Source organism: Prosthecobacter sp. SYSU 5D2, assembly GCF_039655865.1.
Classification (GTDB): domain Bacteria; phylum Verrucomicrobiota; class Verrucomicrobiia; order Verrucomicrobiales; family Verrucomicrobiaceae; genus Prosthecobacter.
This window is the reverse complement of the sequence record NZ_JBBYXL010000014.1, coordinates 1-18277: the sequence shown is the minus strand read 5'-3', so window position 1 is coordinate 18277 and position 18277 is coordinate 1. Positions and strand designations below refer to the sequence as shown.

The 18277-nt window shown below is 60.6% G+C and carries 12 protein-coding genes; 8 read left to right on the top strand and 4 right to left on the bottom strand.

Going from position 1 to position 18277, the window contains the following annotated elements; all coding sequences use genetic code 11:
• Positions 1–10: 10 nt before the first annotated feature.
• Positions 11–3808 carry a PQQ-binding-like beta-propeller repeat protein gene (locus WJU23_RS21085; protein WP_346334607.1) on the bottom strand — a complete coding sequence of 1266 codons (3798 nt, stop codon included), beginning with the start codon at positions 3806–3808 and terminating at the stop codon, positions 11–13.
• Positions 3809–3996: 188 nt separating this feature from the next.
• Between WJU23_RS21085 and WJU23_RS21080 the strand changes: the two genes are divergently transcribed.
• From WJU23_RS21080 to WJU23_RS21070, 3 genes are all read left to right on the top strand, one after another.
• Positions 3997–6351, top strand: coding sequence for a family 16 glycoside hydrolase (locus WJU23_RS21080; RefSeq protein ID WP_346334606.1), 2355 nt, complete (start codon positions 3997–3999; stop codon positions 6349–6351).
• A gap of 57 nt (positions 6352–6408) precedes the next feature.
• On the top strand, positions 6409–7917 hold the full coding sequence (locus tag WJU23_RS21075) for a hypothetical protein (protein WP_346334605.1): 1509 nt from the start codon (positions 6409–6411) through the stop codon (positions 7915–7917).
• 65 nt (positions 7918–7982) lie between these two features.
• Positions 7983–9377: a sulfatase gene (locus tag WJU23_RS21070; protein ID WP_346334604.1), complete on the top strand. Its 1395-nt coding sequence runs from the start codon at positions 7983–7985 to the stop codon at positions 9375–9377.
• 15 nt (positions 9378–9392) lie between these two features.
• On the opposite strand, the gene menB is transcribed toward WJU23_RS21070, so the two are convergent.
• Together menB and WJU23_RS21060 are read right to left on the bottom strand one after the other, a co-directional pair.
• A complete protein-coding gene (gene menB, locus WJU23_RS21065; RefSeq protein ID WP_346334603.1) occupies positions 9393–10205 on the bottom strand; it encodes a 1,4-dihydroxy-2-naphthoyl-CoA synthase in 813 nt (270 codons plus the stop codon).
• Between the two features lie 113 nt (positions 10206–10318).
• Complete coding sequence (locus WJU23_RS21060) at positions 10319–11239, bottom strand: PfkB family carbohydrate kinase (RefSeq protein WP_346334602.1); 921 nt, start codon at positions 11237–11239, stop codon at positions 10319–10321.
• A gap of 122 nt (positions 11240–11361) precedes the next feature.
• Between WJU23_RS21060 and WJU23_RS21055 the strand changes: the two genes are divergently transcribed.
• Both WJU23_RS21055 and WJU23_RS21050 read left to right on the top strand, forming a co-directional pair.
• Positions 11362–12612 carry an OmpA family protein gene (locus WJU23_RS21055; RefSeq protein ID WP_346334601.1) on the top strand — a complete coding sequence of 417 codons (1251 nt, stop codon included), beginning with the start codon at positions 11362–11364 and terminating at the stop codon, positions 12610–12612.
• Positions 12613–12620: 8 nt separating this feature from the next.
• A complete protein-coding gene (locus WJU23_RS21050) occupies positions 12621–13601 on the top strand; it encodes a hypothetical protein (RefSeq protein WP_346334600.1) in 981 nt (326 codons plus the stop codon).
• Between the two features lie 67 nt (positions 13602–13668).
• On the opposite strand, the gene WJU23_RS21045 is transcribed toward WJU23_RS21050, so the two are convergent.
• Positions 13669–15099, bottom strand: a complete 1431-nt coding sequence (locus WJU23_RS21045) for an AAA family ATPase (RefSeq protein WP_346334599.1) — start codon at positions 15097–15099, stop codon at positions 13669–13671.
• Positions 15100–15276: 177 nt separating this feature from the next.
• Here WJU23_RS21045 and menA point away from each other — a divergent pair, with 177 nt between their 5' ends.
• From menA to WJU23_RS21030, 3 genes are read left to right on the top strand one after another with little or no spacing between them, the layout of a single operon-like run.
• Entirely contained in the window at positions 15277–16167 is an 891-nt protein-coding gene (menA, locus tag WJU23_RS21040) for a 1,4-dihydroxy-2-naphthoate octaprenyltransferase (protein WP_346334598.1), read from the top strand.
• Between the two features lie 3 nt (positions 16168–16170).
• Entirely contained in the window at positions 16171–17145 is a 975-nt protein-coding gene (locus tag WJU23_RS21035) for a hypothetical protein (RefSeq protein ID WP_346334597.1), read from the top strand.
• Positions 17142–18257, top strand: a complete 1116-nt coding sequence (locus tag WJU23_RS21030) for an AMP-binding protein (RefSeq protein ID WP_346334596.1) — start codon at positions 17142–17144, stop codon at positions 18255–18257. Before WJU23_RS21035 ends, WJU23_RS21030 begins: the two co-directional genes overlap by 4 nt.
• Positions 18258–18277: the final 20 nt, after the last annotated feature.

Sequence of the window (18277 nt, the reverse complement as noted above, 5' to 3'; positions counted from 1 at the left end):
AACACCCGCTTCATTCAGCGACAAACTCCACGCCGCAGAGCACCGGAGGCGCTTTGCCTTTGGCTGCTGCCAGCGTGACTTTCAGGTTTGCTCCCATGCTCACCCCGGGGAATTCCTTCACGATCACGCCGCCTGCTTCACCGGCCTCGCGTGCGATGTCAAAATTCTCCAGCACTGTCTTGCCCTGCAGTTTCACACTAAAGACGCGCCCTCCCGCGGCCAGCCCGTCCGGCTCGCTGAAGTGCAGCCTAACTGTGTGTGCTTTCGGCGGATAGTCCACCTTCAGCAGTTCCTCCGGCATCACTGGTGGCGCAGGGATTTCGTTGCCGTCCTTGTCCTTCACCGATTTCACCGGTTTCACCAGCTTCGGCCGCCGCAGGGAGGGCGTGATGACGATTTCGCCCTCTCCCATCAGGCCGGAGGCGGCGATCCACGTCTGCCCCTCGCCCTTCGCCGTCACTTGTGAGCTGTGCCTGCGGAACCATTTCACCCGGTCCACGCCTTCCACTCCCATCTGCGGTGCATTGCCATCCCCCACATGTGGATGCTCCAGCCAGAGTGTCCCCGCAGGATCGCGGCGGTTGCCTGGCGCGCCAAAGTTAATGCCTGCCCGCAGGATTCGGTCGCCCTGCTCGCCATCCAGGCCAAACTGGCTGTAGCTCCACATCTCCATCTCCGGCATGTGAATCAGCGCCAGTGACGTCTGGTTCTGGTAGGAGCAACTGCAGGTTCGTGTGTAGTCCGGCGCATTCAGCACCCCGTTGGCCACCACCAGATTGGAGGTGCAGCCGGACTTGAATCCGCCCAGGCTCGCCGTCCCGCTCATGCTGTCCAGATCATAAAAACCGGCTGATCCGCTTCGATACGTCAGCAGATGTTCGCTGGCGATGATCGTGTTGCAGCCATACGTGCGGTTCAGCCGCCACGGCTCCATTTTGCCTGTGAGCGGATTTTTGACCAAATGATCTTCTCCGGTCAGCAGGTTAAAGGCGCCGCCGGATTTGCTATACGAATTCGCCCCCGTCAGGATGAGTTCATTATGCAGGATACAGGGGCCGGTATATTCCCGCTCAAGGTCCTGCCACCTTACTGCGCCATTTTTTCCGTGGTAGGCGATCATGCCGTCTCCCACTTCTGTGGACAGGCGGTCGCTGGCTTTGGCGCCGGCTTGTAGCAGCAGGTCATGCTCGGCGGAATAGCCCAGCCAGGTGCCAAAGAGATCCTTTTCCTGCTCCCAGAGCGTTTCGCCTGTGCGGGCATCCAGCGCCACAATTCGGTAGTCCTTCGGCAGGTCACGACCGCGGCGTTTGAGCAGGCCTTCGGCATGGGTGGTTAGCTTGTCCAGGCAGTAGATCCGCCCATTGCCTGCTACGATGCCATTGTGCAGAAAACTGTGTTTGGCCTTTACCCGCCAGAGCAGCTTGCCACTATGCCGGTCATAGACCGCCAGGCCTGCGCTGGCGGAGTAATCTTCAATGGGAGCCTGCGTGCGGCTTTTTACGCCGCCCAATTGCAAGCTGAAGTGGGCAAAGTCATCCCCGCCGATAAGCAGGTCTTCCAGCACTCCGATGAAGGCCCATTGCGCCGGATCTCCCTTTTCTTCACGAATCGGGATTTTCTTCATCAGCTCACCTGTGCGTGAATCCAGCATGTGGCATTCCCCGTGCACCGCCACATAGACGGCCTCCTCCGTCGCCGCATAGTTGGTGCCCCGGCCATTCGCCCCGGGAATATGCTTTTGGTTATACGCGGTGCTCAGCGGCGTGTCCTCATAGGTCTCGTTATAATAGATGCCAAAGGTGCCCAGGTCCTTGAAGTCATGCTGCCAGATCACGCGGCCCGTATAAACATCCCGTGCGCTGAAGCTGTGCATCCCCTGGATGTACAGGCGGCCGCCCACCACCTGCTCAGGCGGACCATGGCCATGCCGAGGCAGCACATCCATATTGGAGCTTCCGCCAAACCAGAGTACTCCCAGCGGAGCACGCACACGGCTGTCGTTGGACTTCACCGTATTACCGATGTCCCCATACTGGTGTGTCCAGTCCGCTGCACCTGGCAGCGCCCCTTCACGAATAATAAGCTGCTGACCGTCCACCGCCTCCACCCGCGCCTTTTCCAGTCCGCTCACATCCGGAGCCTTCTCCCCCAGCCACAATAAGATGCCTCCATACGGCCTCACGGAGGCATACGCCGCTTTCAGCATTTCCGGCCGGCTCATCAGCTCAGACATCTCCGGGCTCACCACCACCCCATGCGCGAAATACGGCGGTGCCTGGAAGGACAGCGCATCGCCTGCATGAAAAGTGATCCGCTTGCCCAGCATCCCGCTTTCATCATAGGCCTTGCGCGCCAGTTCCACCTGCTCAGCATCCGGATCCACCACCGTGATCTGCATGTCCGTGGTGCTCAGCAGCGCATTCACCAGCCCTATGCTGCCCAGTCCATAAACCAGACAATGCCCGCCCTCGTCCTGCACCTTTTCCACCAGAGTTTTCGCCAGTTTTTCCGCCTCCGCATCCCTCATATTCATGGACATAGGCTCCACCACCAGCCGCCCGGTTTTCTTTCCCTGGCCATACACCTGGATGCGTCCGTCCAGCGTCACTGCCACGAGCTTGCCGTTCGACGCCAGCAGCCTCTGCACGTTCCCTTCCACCGGCAGCGTCCAGGCCACCCGCGCCTTGTCCTTGTCAGACTTCGGCAGCTCGATGGCCGACAGGGTCTTTTTCCCCGCCGCATACAGATGCCCGCCCGCCTGGATCAGGTCCCCGCTGCCATCCGCCTTCACCTCCCACAGCACCTTCTCGCTGGTGCCCAGTGCCTGCACAACCGGATCGTCTTTCTCCGTCACCTTCGCCGCATACAAGCGGTCTCCTACGATCACCGGTTCATTCATGGTGGACTTCCCTGCGGTGCCAGTTTTTAGATCATAGACCCGCACTCCGCGCTCGCGGGTATGCACATAAAAATACTTCTCTCCGGCCGCCACAAACGAACCTCCGTTGCCCTTGCCGCCGTCGTTCAGGTGAAAGTAGCGCAGTTCCCCCGTGGACAGGTCGAATCCTGCGGGAACGGACCGGCCGCCAGGCACCAGCAGGGTATCTTTCGTGGCCACCAGCGCCCCTTGCGGGGCTACGCCAGCAAAGGCTGCGGCACTGTGCGGCTGTTTGATGAAATCCGCTCCCGTCCCGTCATTCACCCACACCACCTCACCGCTGTTTGCATCCAGCGCATATAAAAACGTCCCCATAAACGGCCAGATGCTCGCTGCAAAATAGACCTTCCCATCCTTGATCACCGGGCCGCCGCGCGCAGGCCAGGCGGAGATCAGCCGCATGTTCCCCAGCGTCTTCATGGCAGAAGGTGCCGCGCTAAAGGACCACACCTTGCTCCCATCCTCCGCCTTCACACAATAGAGGTGCCCATCATCGCTGGTGAAATACACCTTTCCCTCCCAGCACACCGGTGGCAGCCGCACCGGCCCACCCGTGTAAAAAGTCCACACCTTCGCCCCCGTCTCCAGGTCCAGCGCCACCACCTTGTCCCGGTCATTATAGCCGATGAACATCTTCCCGCCCATCACCACCGGTTCAAAGATCCGGTCATACGGCATCAGGTCGTGGTTCAGCGGATCATCCCACACCTGCTCCCTCGGGGACTCCACCCGCTCCCATTGCAGTTCCAGCCCCTCCGGCAGCACCTCATCAGACGCCGCTGTCCGTCCCGCATCATACCGCCACATTGGCCAGTCAGCAGCAAAGCAGGGAAGGGCAGTCAGACAAAGGAAAAGGAAAACGCATTTCATGAAGCCCTAATCAACGCTTCCCAGCCCCAAGTCATTGCAGGGAAGCAAAGACTCTCTGCCCGCGTGACGATGCGAGGGGGAACTACTCCATTCCCAAGTCATAAATCGTAAATCATAAGTCATCAATCCCATCCCCGTTCCCAGATAGAATCCCTCCCCACCTCCCGTTGTCTGCCCCCACTTTCATCATGCGTTTTTCCTTCCTCCTGATCCTCAGTTTGGCCACCAGCCTCCAGGCGGCCGACAAAAAGAAAGAACAGCCCATGACACCCGGCGGCGTCTATCGGGCGAATGACTTGCAGCGCCCTCGGCCCCCCGTCATCACCCCGCCCGGCTTCAGCACCCAGGAAAGAGCCGGTGCCGCCCCCTCCGATGCCATCGTCCTCTTTGACGGCAAGGATCTTTCCCAATGGAAGCGTGAGCCACGCAAAGACTCCCCTCCGGGTGACGAACCTCTCTGGAAGGTCGAAAACGGCTACATGGAAATCACTCCCCGCAGCGGCGGCCTCCGCACCAAGGAAAAATTCCAAGGCGATTACCAGCTTCACATCGAGTGGGCCACACCTGTCGAGGTCGTCGGCAATGGCCAGGGCAGGGGAAACAGCGGCGTCTTCATTGGAGGCTTCCCGGAGATCCAGGTGCTGGATTCCTACCAGAATGACACCTATCCCGATGGCCAGGCTGCCGGTCTGTACAAAAATTATCCTCCCATGGTCAATGCCAGCCGCAAACCGGGCGAATGGCAGACTTACGACATCTTTTTCGAGCGCCCCAAAGACGGTGGCAAGGCCCGCCTGACCGTGATCCACAACGGCGTCGTTGTGCATTACATGCGCGAATTCGAGAGCACCCTCCAGGAGGGCGACCTCTTCCTCCAGGACCACCTGAATCCTGTCCGCTATCGCAACATCTGGCTGCGACCCCTCATTGTGGATTCCGACAAAGCCGGCACCAAAGCCCCCGCCAAACCAGCCGCTTCCGCCCCAGCAAAAAAGAAACAAGTCGCCGCCAAGGTCCCACCAGCTAAAACTCCCGCCGCCAAGGCCCAAATCATTCGTCTCAAAACGATGACCGCCCAGATGAAGTATGACCAGACCGAGTTCACCGTGCGCCCTGGCGAACCCGTGAAACTCATCTTCGAAAATGGCGATGACCTCCCTCATAACATCGTCTTCTGTCAGCCCGGTACCGACACCGCCCTCATGGCCATGAAGCAGATGGAGGACCCCGAGGCCGCCCTCAAGCGCAACTGGGTGCCCGATGACAAAAGCATCTGGCTCCACTCCAAGATGCTCAACCCGCACGAGACCGACACCCTCACCTTCATCGCTCCTGAAAAAAACGGCGACTATCCTTTCGTCTGCACCTTCCCCGGCCACGCCCTCACCATGAACGGCAAGATGAAAGTCCTGCCATTGGGTAAAGGATTGCAGGATCTCAAGTTCGCCCTCTATCTCGGTGCCTGGGACAAGCTGCCCGATTTTTCCAAACTCACCCCACACCGCCAGGGCGTCGTTGAAGACAACCTTGTCCAGATCAAGCTGGACGATTACAAGAACGAGTTCGGTGTCGTCTTCACCGGCAAACTCAATGCACCCCGCAAAGGCAGCTATCGTTTTTACACCGCCGGTGACGACGGCGTCCGCCTCATGATTGATGGCAAGACGGTTGTCGAGCATGACGGCATCCACCCCTCCGATATCAAAGAAGGCAGCACTCAGCTTGAAGCCGGTCCCCATGAGTTCCGTCTCGAATACTTCCAGGCCCAGGGAGACATTGCCGTCTTCGCCGCCTGGAAAGGGGCCAGCTTCGATGTCACCCCGCTTTCCACCTGGCGGCCCAAAGGCTGGGAAAAAGGTGCCAAGGCCAAAAAGGCCAAGGACTTTGACCCCATCCCTCTCATCGTCAAAGACGAGCCCGTCGTGTATCGCAACTTCATCGCCGGTGCGGGTAATCGCGGTATTGCCGTGGGTTATCCCGGCGGCGTCAGCCTCGCCTGGAGCGCCGAGCAGATGAACCTCGCCCTTGTCTGGCGCGGCGCATTTATCGATGCCTCCAAACACTGGAACAGCCGTGGCGGTGGTTACCAGCCACCGCTCGGATACGATGTCCTCAGTCCCGCCTTTGGCCAGCCCTTCGCCATTCTGCCCACACCGGATTCCCCCTGGCCCGCCACTGTGGATCGCGCCCCCGGTTATGCCTGGAAAGGTTACCGCCTGGATGCCCAAAGGTACCCCACCTTCATGTATGAATGGAACGGCCTCAAAGTGGAGGACCGCAGCGTCGCCGCCACTGACAAACTCGTCCGCAAGCTCAAGCTCGACGGCACCGTCCCCAAGAACACCTTCCTCCGCCTTGCCACCGGCAAGATCGAATCCGTGGACGGCACCTTCTGGGTGGATGGCGGCCTGCTCAAACTCGAAGGCCGGAGTTTCGAAAACAAACTCCGCATCACTGCCCCCGGTGCCCGCATCGTCGGAGACAACCTCCTCCTCCCCGTCGCCGGAAACGAAATCACCGTCACCTACTCCTGGCCCCAGTAACGGTTCCAATGAAGAAATTCTTCAAACCTGGCTTCAGTGCCTAACATTTGATCATTCATGAAATCCGTCCTTTTCCTTTCTCTGCTTTCCACACTCGCCCTCCCTCTCTTCTCAGCCGATCCTGTCGAAGCAGACTATTACAAAATAACCACCTTCACCACGCCCACAGAGACCGCCATGGAGGTAGGCTCCATTGAACTTCTTCCGGACGACCGCCTCGCCTTGGGCACCCGACGTGGAGAGATCTGGCTCGTCTCCAATGCCCAGCAGGCAGACCCTGCCAAAGTCGGATATAAGCTCTTCGCTTCCGGCCTTCATGAAGTCCTGGGCCTGGGCTATAAGGACGGCGCTTTATACGCCACCACCCGTTATGAAATTACCCGCATCAAGGATGAAGATGGCGATGGCCGCGCCGATGTCTTTGAAAACTTCAACGATGCCTGGGGCGTCTCCGGTGACTACCACGAATACGCTCTCGGCAGCCGTTTCGACAAAAGCGGCGACCTCTGGGTCACCCTCTGCCTCACCGGTTCCTTCACCAGCAAGGTGCCCTTTCGTGGCTGGGCGCTGCGCGTCAAGCCGGACGGCAGCATGGTTCCCACCGCCAGCGGCATCCGCAGTCCCGGTGGCGTCGGATTCGATGCAGATGGCGAGGTCTATTACGTGGACAACCAGGGGCCCTGGCATGGTTCATCCACGCTTCAGCATCTCGTCCCAGGCTCTTTCCAAGGCCATCCTGGCGGCAACGAATGGTATTCCATCGCCCCGAATATGGGTCCCCGCCCATTGGACCCAGTCAAAGAAGCCTTCCTTGGTGACCGCAAACGTGGTCAGTTTAATCCCGCTGGCGACAATGACCGCATGATCCTGGAGCGCAAGCGCATCAAGGAACTCCTCCCCCCGGCCGTTTACCTCGTTCATGGCAAGATCGGCAACTCGCCCACCTTCATCCTTTGCGATGAAACCCAGGGCAAATTTGGCCCTTTCCAAAACCAGCTTTTCGTCGCCGACCAAAGTCATAGCAACATCAGCCGCGTTTTCCTGGAAACTGTCAATGGCATCAAACAGGGCGTTGTCATTCCCTTCCGGGGCGACTTCTCCAGCGGTCTCATTGGCGGTCGTCTGGATGCCGAGGGCCGCCTTTACACCGGTGGCAGCGACCGTGGCTGGGGTGCCCGTGGCGGCAAACCCTTCTGCTTTGAAAAGCTCGAGTGGACCGGCAAGACGCCTTTCGAAATTCATGAAATGCGCGCCAAGCCCGATGGCTTTGAACTTACCTTCACCCAGCCCGTGGATGCCAAAACCGCAGGCGATGTCGCCAGCTATTCCATGCGCGAGTTCACCTATGCCTATCGCGAAGACTACGGCGGACCCGAAGTGGACGAAATCATCCCCAAGATCACCCGCGCCCAAGTCGCCCCCGATGGCAAATCCGTTTACTTGACCCTCTCGCCCCTCACCCAGGGCCATGTGCATGAGTTGCATCTTGACGGCGTCAAGAACACCCAGGGCCATCCCGTACTGCACCCCGTCGCCTACTACACTCTCAACGAGATCCCCAAGTGAGCCAAGGAGTGGGACTTGCCAAGTCCCTGATAAAGTGACGCAGCCCATACGTTCACAGCGGATCTATGAAGCGTCTCCTCGCCCTCCTCCTCTGCCTCGGCTCCAGCTTATGCGCAGCGGATTCCCGCCCCAATGTGCTGCTGCTCATGGCGGATGACCTCGCCTCCACGCTCAGCTGCTACGGACATTCAGAAGCCCAGACACCGCACCTGGATGATCTGGCCAAAAAAGGCGTGCTCTTTAGCCGCGCCTACTGCCAGTTCCCTCACTGCAATCCCTCCCGCGCCTCCATGATGAGCGGCCTGCGGCCTAACAAAACACGCGTCACTGACAATGCCGACGTCCTCTACGACAATGTTCCCGGCGTGCTCACCCTGCCGCATCATTTCCGCCAGCAGGGCTATGCCACCGCCCGTTCCGGTAAGATCTTCCACCTCGGCATCCCTACCGGCCTGGAGAGCAAGGATGATCCCGAAGCCTGGGACTTCGGCACCCCATTCGAAGACGAGCGTCCCTATCCACCATCTCGTGAATCCATCGTCACGGTCAAGACCGGCAAGAAAAAGGGCATCGGCTGGCAGGAGATTCCGGGCGGTGATGACCAGCTCGTGGACGGAGCCCATACCGCCATCGCCATGGACTGGTTGAAGAAGCGTGATGCTGACAAGCCCTTCTTCCTCGCCGTTGGCTTTCACCGCCCGCACACGCCCTTCGTGGCTCCTGCCAAATATTTCGACCTGTTTCCCGTGGACAGCATCACCCTGCCGGAGGCCCCCGCGAATGATGTGGATGACATCCCCCTGCCTGCCCGTAACGGTTCCGTTCCGGGTTATACGATGACCGCCACCCCTGAGCAGCGCCGCGCCGCCATCCGCGCCTACCTGGCCTGCGTCAGTTATGTGGATGCCCAGGTTGGCCGCCTGATGGCCGACTTGAAAGCACAAGGCCTGCTAGAGAACACCGTCGTCGTCTTCACCAGCGACCACGGCTGGCATCTGGGCGAGCATGAGCTGTGGCATAAACGCAGCCTTTTTGAGGAAAGCGCCGCCGTGCCCCTCATCATCTCCGCCCCTGGCATGAAGGGCAATGGCCAGAGCAGCGGCAGCCTCGCCGAGCTCCTGGATATCTACCCAACCCTCTGCGACCTCACCGGCATCCCCATCCCCTCCCATGTGCAGGGCAAGAGTCTCAAACCCATATTGAATACCCCCTCCACAGCCATCCATGAAGGCGCCTTCACTCAGGCCCGACGCGGCCCCGAGGCCGAGTTCTGGGGCCGCAGCATCCGCACCCTCCGCTGGCGCTGCACCGAATGGGACGAAGGCCGCAACGGCATCGAGCTATACGATCACGACAACGACCCCCGCGAATACACCAACCTCGCCCATGACCCTCAGCATGCAGCCATACTCAAAGAGCTGCGCACCGTGCTTGAGGAGAAATTGCCGCCGATCAAATAATCAGGCTTATACCCATCAAGGCAGCCTCGGAAACTGGCCAAAATCCGGCTTCCGCTTCTCCACAAAGGCATTCTTGCCCTCTTTGGCCTCCTCGCTCATGTAATAGAGCAGCGTCGCATTGCCAGCCAGGTCCAGAAGACCCATCTGGCCGTCGCAATCGGCATTCAGGGAAGCCTTCAGGCAGCGGAGCGCCAGCGGGCTGTGCTCCAGCATCTCGCGGCACCATTTGACCGTCTCTTCCTCCAGTTTCTCCAGCGGCACCACCGTGTTCACCAGTCCCATGTCCAGCGCCTGCTGCGCATCATACTGACGGCACAGGTACCAGATCTCCCGGGCCTTCTTTTGGCCGACAATGCGCGCCAGATAGCTTGAGCCAAGCCCGCCGTCAAAAGAGCCCACCTTGGGACCTGTCTGGCCGAAACGGGCATTGTCCGCCGCAATGGTCAGGTCACACACCACATGCAGCACATGGCCGCCGCCGATGGCGTATCCCGCCACCATCGCCACCACCGGTTTCGGCAGCGTACGGATCTTGCGCTGCACATCCAGAATGTTCAGCCGCGGCACGCCATCATCACCGATGTACCCTGCATCACCCCGCACCTTTTGGTCACCACCGGAGCAGAAGGCCAGCGGCCCTTCACCACAAAGGATGATCACCCCCACCTCCCGGTCCTCATGCAGCAGATCCAGCGCGATGAGCATCTCCTTCACCGTCTGCGGGCGGAACGCATTGCGCACCTCCGGTCGGTTGATCGTGAGCTTGCCGATCCCGTCGGCCGTCTTTTCAAGCTTGATGTCCTGGAATGTCTGGATGGTGTTCCACATAGGGGGAAGGGAAGGTTGGCGATGGTTGGCGCTGCGCGTTTGCCGTGGTTGGCAATGGTTTTCAATCAACTGCAAACCATCACCATCCATCGCAAACAACAGCAAACTTCTCTTTACGCCACGAAGTCCGTAAACAGCTTCAATTCATTCAGTCGTGCCGCCACATCCTCCTTGGTGACCGTCTGCAGCTTATGCGTGCTGAAAGCTTCGCAGGTATAACTGGCGGTGACGCTGCCGTGGACCACGGCGGTCTTCAGATCGGCAAAAGTCGGCTTGGTCTTGCCATTGGCAGAGAGCCAGCCGGCCAGGCCACCGAGGAAGGAATCCCCGGCACCGGTGGGGTCGAAGACGGAGCGCAGCGGGTAGGCAGAGCAGGCGAAGAAATCTCCGGCACCTTCTCCAAAGAGATAACTGCCATGCTCACCGCGTTTGACGACCACAAAGCGCGGGCCCTTGGCCTGGAGGCGGTAGCCGGCTTCGACGAGGTTGGTCGTTCCGGCGAACTCCTTGGCCTCACCCTCATTGATGACCAGCAGGTCAATCTTCTTGAGGACATCATGCAGCCGCTCATTGGCGATGCTGATCCACAGGTCCATCGTGTCGGCCGTGATGAAATCAGCACCCGTGCACTGCTCCAGCGTCTGCATCTGGTTGTCCGGGCTCATGTTGGCCAGCACGGCGATCTTCGCAGCGGCCCCGGCGGTGGAAAGCTTCGGCATCCAATGCTCCAGGACGTTGATGGCCACATTGTGCGTGGTGCGGCTGTTCATGTCATCGTGGTATTCGCCGCTCCAGGTAAAGGAGGCCCCGTCGCTCCGCTCCACGCCGTCCAGGGAGATGCCCTTGCTGCTCAGCAGGTTCAGGTGGGCTTCCGGGAAATCATGGCCGATGATGCCCACGAGGTGAACTTCCGGTGTGAAAATGCTGGCGGCCAGGGCGGCATAGGAAGCGGAGCCGCCGAGCAGGTTCTCCTGGGCATCTTGAGGGGTCTTGACGTTGTCCAGGGCGACGGTTCCGGCGATGATGACAGACATGGGGATAAGTGGGAGTGTGGAATAGTTCTTGCAGCGCAGCATCGGACCTCCGTAGGTACTCAGGCGCAGAAGGGCGGCGGAGTATCCGTTAGCCCACCCCTGTGTCAATGTTCTTCCTCGTCATGCGTTTCTTCATCCTGCTCATCTCCCTGGCCTTGCTGCTGCTGCTGGTGATCGTGCATGGCTGGTTCTATACCGAAAAGCAGCTTCCAGATCTGCACCAGCAGGTGCTGGCCGCATTGGCTAAGCAAGGTGTACGTTCAGCGGCAGCGGATGTGCGCTTTCTGGATCTTCGTATCGCCGGGAATGCGCCGGACCGCGCGGCACTGGAAAAAGCCCGCGCCGCTGTTTTGGCCATCAGACCGTTGCGACTGGTGAAGGATGAACTCAGCATTCCGGCCAGCCTCCGCGCCCGCCTAGCCAATGATATCCTGACTCTGGAAGGCTGGCTTCCTGAAGAACAGAACATCCGTGAGGCTGCCCGGTTGATTCACCTGCTGCGCCCGGACCTGACGGTGACTACAGAAGGCCTCCATGCGGATGCGCAGGTGCGCTGGCCAGAAAGTGAACAGGGGCCTCTGACGGCCGACAGCCGCCTAATGGCACCCATCATCGAAAACCTGAAAGTCGCCGCCTGGCTGGAAATGGTAAAAGATTCTTCCGGGATCAAGTTGGCTGGACTTGTTCCTGCCAATGGCCTGCGTGGGCAGCTTGTTAAGCTCTTGAGTGGAACGGATGCCACAGAACTGAAGGAAAGCGCCCACACACTCCCTTCCGTATTTTCCGATACGGACTCTTTGACTTCCTTTGTACGTGCTTTTTTTACCTCTCCTTCCGCCCGACGGTTTTCAATCAACAAAGAGGGGGAACCGATGATCGAGGCGGCAGCAACGCGGACCCTTGAAAGTGAATGGCTGGCGCTGTTGCGACCCGTTACGGGTGGGAAAAAGGTGATTTCCAAACTGGTGTTCTATCCTTCAGAATATCATTTCCCAGGCTACAAGCCGGAGAGCACGATCCCTGAAACGCAGCTCGAAAATCTGAGGGAGACGCTGTCTGGCCAGAGCATCAGTTTTGACCCAGGCCGTCAGACTTTAAGCGCCCAGGAGCAGGCGAAACTGGCAGCCTTGACGCCTTCGTTACTGACGGCTGGACCGGTCGTCAAGCTGCTCATTGGAAGTCACCCGGATCCTGATGGCAATCCAGAATCTGAGCGGAAGCTGGCCTTGGCGCGAGCGGGCGAAGTGCACTCTTTTCTCGTTGAACAAGGGCTGCCTGCCAGCGATGTGCAGACCGCCGCCTTTGAGCCTGTGCGTGCTGGCACGCCGGGCGCACCTGAAAATCCCCGCACCGTAGAGATCCTGATCCGCTGATATCCGCAATGAAGTTTGATTTTACATCCCTGGAGACTGAACCGCTGTGGTATTTCCTCACGCATAGCACAGCGTTTGTGGCCGGTTTGGGGTGCCTTTTCTTTCTTCTGGGTCTGTGGTTTGGCGGGTTGACCTGGGGACGCTACAAGCGCCAGAACCGCCACTTGCAGGAAGAGACGGACAGCCTGCGCGAGGAGGTGGCCGGGCTGAAACGCAAAATGGCAGAGCAGGCATTGAAGCCAGCCACGCCACCGGTCCAAGAGCTGCTCCCACCCAAGCTGTCTGCCCAGGTGCCGCCATCACCGCCCGCACTTTTTCCAGAGCGGAAAATCGAGGCACCTGCGCCGTTGACCCAACCTGTGGCAGAAACCCCGCCCGTGCCCTTGATCCCCGATCTGCCCGAGTTGCAGATGTCTGACCGGCCGGTCATCAAGGAGGCAGCTTTGTCGCGGATTCAGATGAAACTGGACAGCCTGGCCAAGTCACGTCCGCCTGCGGCTGCACCTGCGACCCCGCCTCCAGAGGATGAGGATGCCGTGGAACCCTTTTCGTTTCTGATGGACGAGGAACCCGAAGAAGAGAAACAACCGGCTCTTCTGAACGAGGACAAAAATGATGAAGAGGGGCAAAACGGACTCGATTTGCTGGGCATTGGCTCGGCATTGGATTTCATCATTGATCCCGATGCCGGGGCCATCCCTGCTCCTGCATCAGCGCCCCCATCCGTGATCCCGGAGAATGATCCCGCGTTGGGCCTGGTTTATAAAGAGCCGCCACCGGATGTGGATGACCTGACCCGGGTGAACGGCATCTCACCAGCATTGCAGAACCGGCTTCATGAAGTGGGGGTCTATCGCTTTCAGCAAATCTCCGCCTGGAATCAGGTCCAGATCAGGGAGTTTTCGCGAAGGCTGGCCTTTAAAGACCGCATCGAAAGAGAGCGCTGGGTCGAGCAAGCCCGGCGCTTGGCCGAAGGCGAACTCGTCTAAGGATCGCGGCCGCCCCCGTCCGCACAACAAAGCAAACGGAGCGCGGACGACCTCGTCCGCATCAACCTCATCGCTCCTTCGAAGACGGCGCATTGAGGAACTTCCGCACCTCATTGAAAAAGCCGTCCGGCGACACCTGATGCGCATGATCCCGCACGCCTTCAAACCAGCTCTGCGTGCTCGGCGTATGACTGTGCGCCACGTTTAAGAGCAGCTCCATCGTGATCGGTACCGGCTGCCCGCTATGGATCGCCGCCGAAAGCGCCAGCTCCGCCGCACGGTCAAACACCCAGCCCATATCGGCCCCGGAAAAACCGGCCGTGGCCTCAACGAGCGCCTCCACATTCAGATTCGAAATCGGCTTGTCCTTCGCCAGTAGCGTGACGATCTGCGCCCGTGCTCCCGCATCCGGCGGCTGCACAAAAATCGCCTGATCAAAACGCCCCGGGCGACGGAAAGCCGGATCCAGCGACCACGGCTGATTCGTCGCACCAATCACCAGCACGCGCTGGTTTTCACGCAGTCCGTCCAGTTCATGGAGAAACTGGTTCACCAGATTGCGCAGCTGGCTTTCGCGCACATTCCGTCGGTCCTGGGCCAGTGAGTCCAGGTCATCAAAAACCAGCACGCACGGCGCATTCGCCCGCGCCGTTTCAAAGATCTGATGCAGGTTCCGCTCCGTGCTGCCGAAGTAAGGATCAAAAATCTCATGCAGCCCCACCGATAGGTAGTTGCAAGGCACCTCGCCAGCCACCGCGCGCAGCACCAGCGTCTTGCCGCAGCCCGGAGGCCCATAGATCAAAATGCCACCGCCCGTGCGCCGCCCATAGGCCTTATACAGGTCCGGGTATTGCAGGGGATAAATGATCTTCAGGCGGATCTCCTCCTTCAGCTCGTCCATCCCGCCCACATCGGCAAAGGTCGTCTCGAAGCGGTTCGGATCACCCGGTGTAAAAAACGTCTCCGGCCGCCAGTCATAGGGCGGCTCATCAAACGGATCATCGTAAAATTCCTGAGACGCATCACCGTCTTCGGCAGCATCACTGCTCGAAGCCGGCGGCTCCGGGGCCGACGGGGCAGGGGACGTCCGCCGCGCATCACGCGCCGTGCGGCCCAGCTCACGCTCCAGCGCCGGATCACTCATCGTGCCGTCAATCTGCGCCGCGCGGTCAAAATGCTCGATCGCCTTGGACCGGTCGTTTTCGCTCAGATGCACCCGGCTCAGCAGCAGGTGGGCAGACGCATTGTCCGGCTCCTGCAAGAGCACCCGCTCAGCCCGCACCGCCGCACCGGAGGCATCACCTTCCATAAACAGCACCCGCGCCACACCTAGCTGCGCGTCCGTGTGGTCAGGGTCAATGGCAAGCACGCGCTCAAAGGCCTCGCGGGCATCTTCAAGGTGCAGAAGCTCCATGCTGGCACGGCCAAAGAGCAGAAGGAGGGAGACATTATCAGGGGACTGCTCAAGAGCGTCGCGGATGGCCTGGAGGGATGACATAAGCCTTGTGAAAGGGGGTGATGGCACACAGATGCAATCAGGGCCAGTTAAAAGCGACAATGCGTTGGATGCGAGAGATTTCTTTGCTCTTTGAGAGGATACGTTCCCGGTTGAAAAGCGGCTCACATCGTCTCTTGATGCCTTCGTCTTTTCTCACACCTCCTTCTCCCGCTGCTCATGCTCTTTGAATGGATCGCCGCCGCCCGCCCGAAAACCCTCGGTGCGGCCATTGCCCCCGTGGTCGTCGGCTCCGTCCTGGGCTGGAAAATCAGCGGCCAATGGAGCACCTGGCTCCTCCTCTGCACGTTGGCGAGCGCCCTCGCCCTGCAAATCGCCACCAACTGGTTCAATGACGTTCTGGACTTCATGAAAGGCGCGGATACCCACGCCCGCCTCGGCCCCCGCCGCATCACCGCCTCCGGCGTCATGTCCCCCCGCGCCGTCTTCACCGCCGCCTGGTTCATGCTCGCCCTTGCCGCCCTCCTTTCCGTCCCCCTCATCCAGGCACGCGGCGTCGCCATCATCGTCATCGGCATTCCTTCCCTCTACTTCTGCTACGGCTACACCGGCGGCCCCATGCCCCTCGCGTATCGCGGCCTGGGCGAGCTTTTTGTCATCCTCTTCTTCGGCTTCGTCGCCGTCACCGGCTCCGCCTTCGTCCAGTCCGGCGAGTGGCTGGAAGGCGGCCTCATCGCCGGTTTCCAGGTTGGCTGCCTCTCCACCGTCCTCATCGCCATCAATAACCTCCGTGACCAGGCCGAAGACCGCAGCACGGGCAAACGCACGTTGGCCGTCCGCTTCGGCATCACCTTCGCCCGGCTGGAGATCACCGCCCTCATCCTTCTCGCCCACCTCGCCGGTCTTTACTGGTGGCAGCATGACTTCCCCCGCGCCTTCACCGTCCCCCTCGCCACCGTCCCCGTCGGCCTCTTCCTCATCCTCCGCATCTGGACCCAGCCCCCCGGCCCGTCATACAACCGCCTCCTCGCTCTCAGCGGCATGCAGTTACTCTTGTTCGCCGCCTTGTTCTGCTGGGGCGTATCCAGGACACACCTCACCCCCTTGTGACCTGTGACCCTGGACCAGCCCATCTACATCCATGAATACCTGCTCCGCAGCGGCGTAGCCTTAAATTCTGCCTCTCACCGCCGCGTCTTCCCCGGTGCCCTGCTCCGCATCGGTTCCGGCTACGGCTGCGTCCATCCCTGGCCGGAATTTGGCGATGCCCCCATTGATGAGCAGCTCCGCCTCCTCGCGCAGGGCATTACCACCCCCGTCACCGCCATGGCCCTCCATTGCGCGTCTGTGGATGGCGCCGCCCGCGAGGCAGGCATCAGCCTCTTTCAGGACCTGGAAATCCCCCGCAGCCATTACTCCTGGAGCTTCGCCCAGGACACCGTCCCCCAATTTGAAAAAGTCCTCGCCGAGGGCTGGCCCGCCATCAAGGCCAAGGGCTACGCCAACTACGGCGAAACCACCCGCTTCCTGGAAAACTGCGCCCGTATTTCCGATGACCCCCGCCTCCGCTTCCGGGTGGATTTTAATGCCTGCCTCAGCATGGACGACTTCCAAAAATTCATCGAGTTCATGCCCGTCCGCGTCTATCGGCAGCTCGATTTCGTCGAAGATCCTTTCCCCTACGACCCCGCCCTCTGGACCGCCTGCCAGGCCAAATGGGGCGTCAGGCTCGCCCTCGACAAAGGCTGGCGCGACGGCAGCACCGGCTTCGATGCCGTCGTCGTCAAGCCCGCCCGTCGCGACTGGCGCACCGTCGCAGACAGGCACCCCGGTAAGCCCCTCGTCCTCACCTCCGCCATGGACCACGGCCTGGGCCAAATGTACGCCGCTTATCAGGCCGCCCTCGCCCGCCAGGAGCACGGCGACCGCATCGGCCTCTGCGGCCTCAGCACCCAGCACCTCTTCGATGCCGACCCCTTCTTCGAGCGCATCCGCGTCACCGGCGGCCACATGACGCCCGATCTCAGCGGCGGCGGCCTCGGCTTTGGCGATGTCCTGGAAAAACTCCCCTGGAGGCCCCTCACATGACCCCTCCCGTGTTTGACGACTGGCACAGCCCCGCCAACCACATCGCGGTGAATCCCTCCCAGCCGGACGCCGCCACCGGCCTCGCCGACTTTCTCACCTCCCAGTCCCTCACCCATCTCTGCCTCTTCCAGACCTCCGGCAGCACCGGCACCCCCAAATGGGTCGCCCTCACCAAAAGTGCGTTCTTGATCTCCGCCCAGGCCGTCAACACCCACTTCGAGGTCACCACTGACGACCACTGGCTCATCGCCCTCCCCCTTCATCACGTCGGCGGCTTCTCCATCCTCGCCCGCGCCCACCTCAGCCACAGCCGCGTCACTCAGACCACCGCCAAATGGCAGCCGCAGGATTTCGCCACCCTGTGTGAAAAAGAGCGCATCACCCTCGTCTCCCTCGTCCCAGCCCAGGTGCACGATCTCGTCCAGGCCCGCATCCCCTGTCCGGACACCCTCCGCGCCGCCATCATCGGCGGCGGTGCCATGTCCCAGTCCCTCGCCGATTCCGCCCTCGCCCTCGGCTGGCGCGTCTTCCAGACCTACGGCATGACCGAGGCCGCCTCCCAGATCGCCACCCAGCCCTACAACCCCTTCGGCCCCGTCTTCGACGTCCAATCCCTCGAAGTCCTCCCCCACTGGCAAGTCAGCACCTCTGACTCCCCTCTGAACTCTTGTCTTGACCCTAGCCTTGACGCTCTTGACCGGCCCCTTGACCCCAATCTTGACAAAGGTTCCCCCCTCATCCTCTCCGGCCCCGCCCTCTCCCCCGGCTACGCCCTCCGCACTGCCGATGGCACCTGGCACTGGGACCCCATCCCCCCCACCGGCCTCGTTACTCGGGATCTCGTCCGCCTTTGGAACCACGGCACCCACCAGTTCCTCCAGTTCACTGGCCGCGATTCCGGCTACATCAAGATCCTCGGCGAGCTCATCCACCTCGCCCCCCTCCAGGAGCAAATCGAGACCCTCGCCCGCCAACAAGGCTGGCCCACCCCCCCCGGCCGGGTGGGGGGGGGGGGGCGGCGTACTTGGTGGTTTTTGTCACGACTCTGGAAGGAGGTGGCAAGTCTGGGGTTCACGCGGGCCGGGGTGTCTCGCCCTGACAGGGCTCTTTGAGTGTGGGTTGGGTTGCCTGG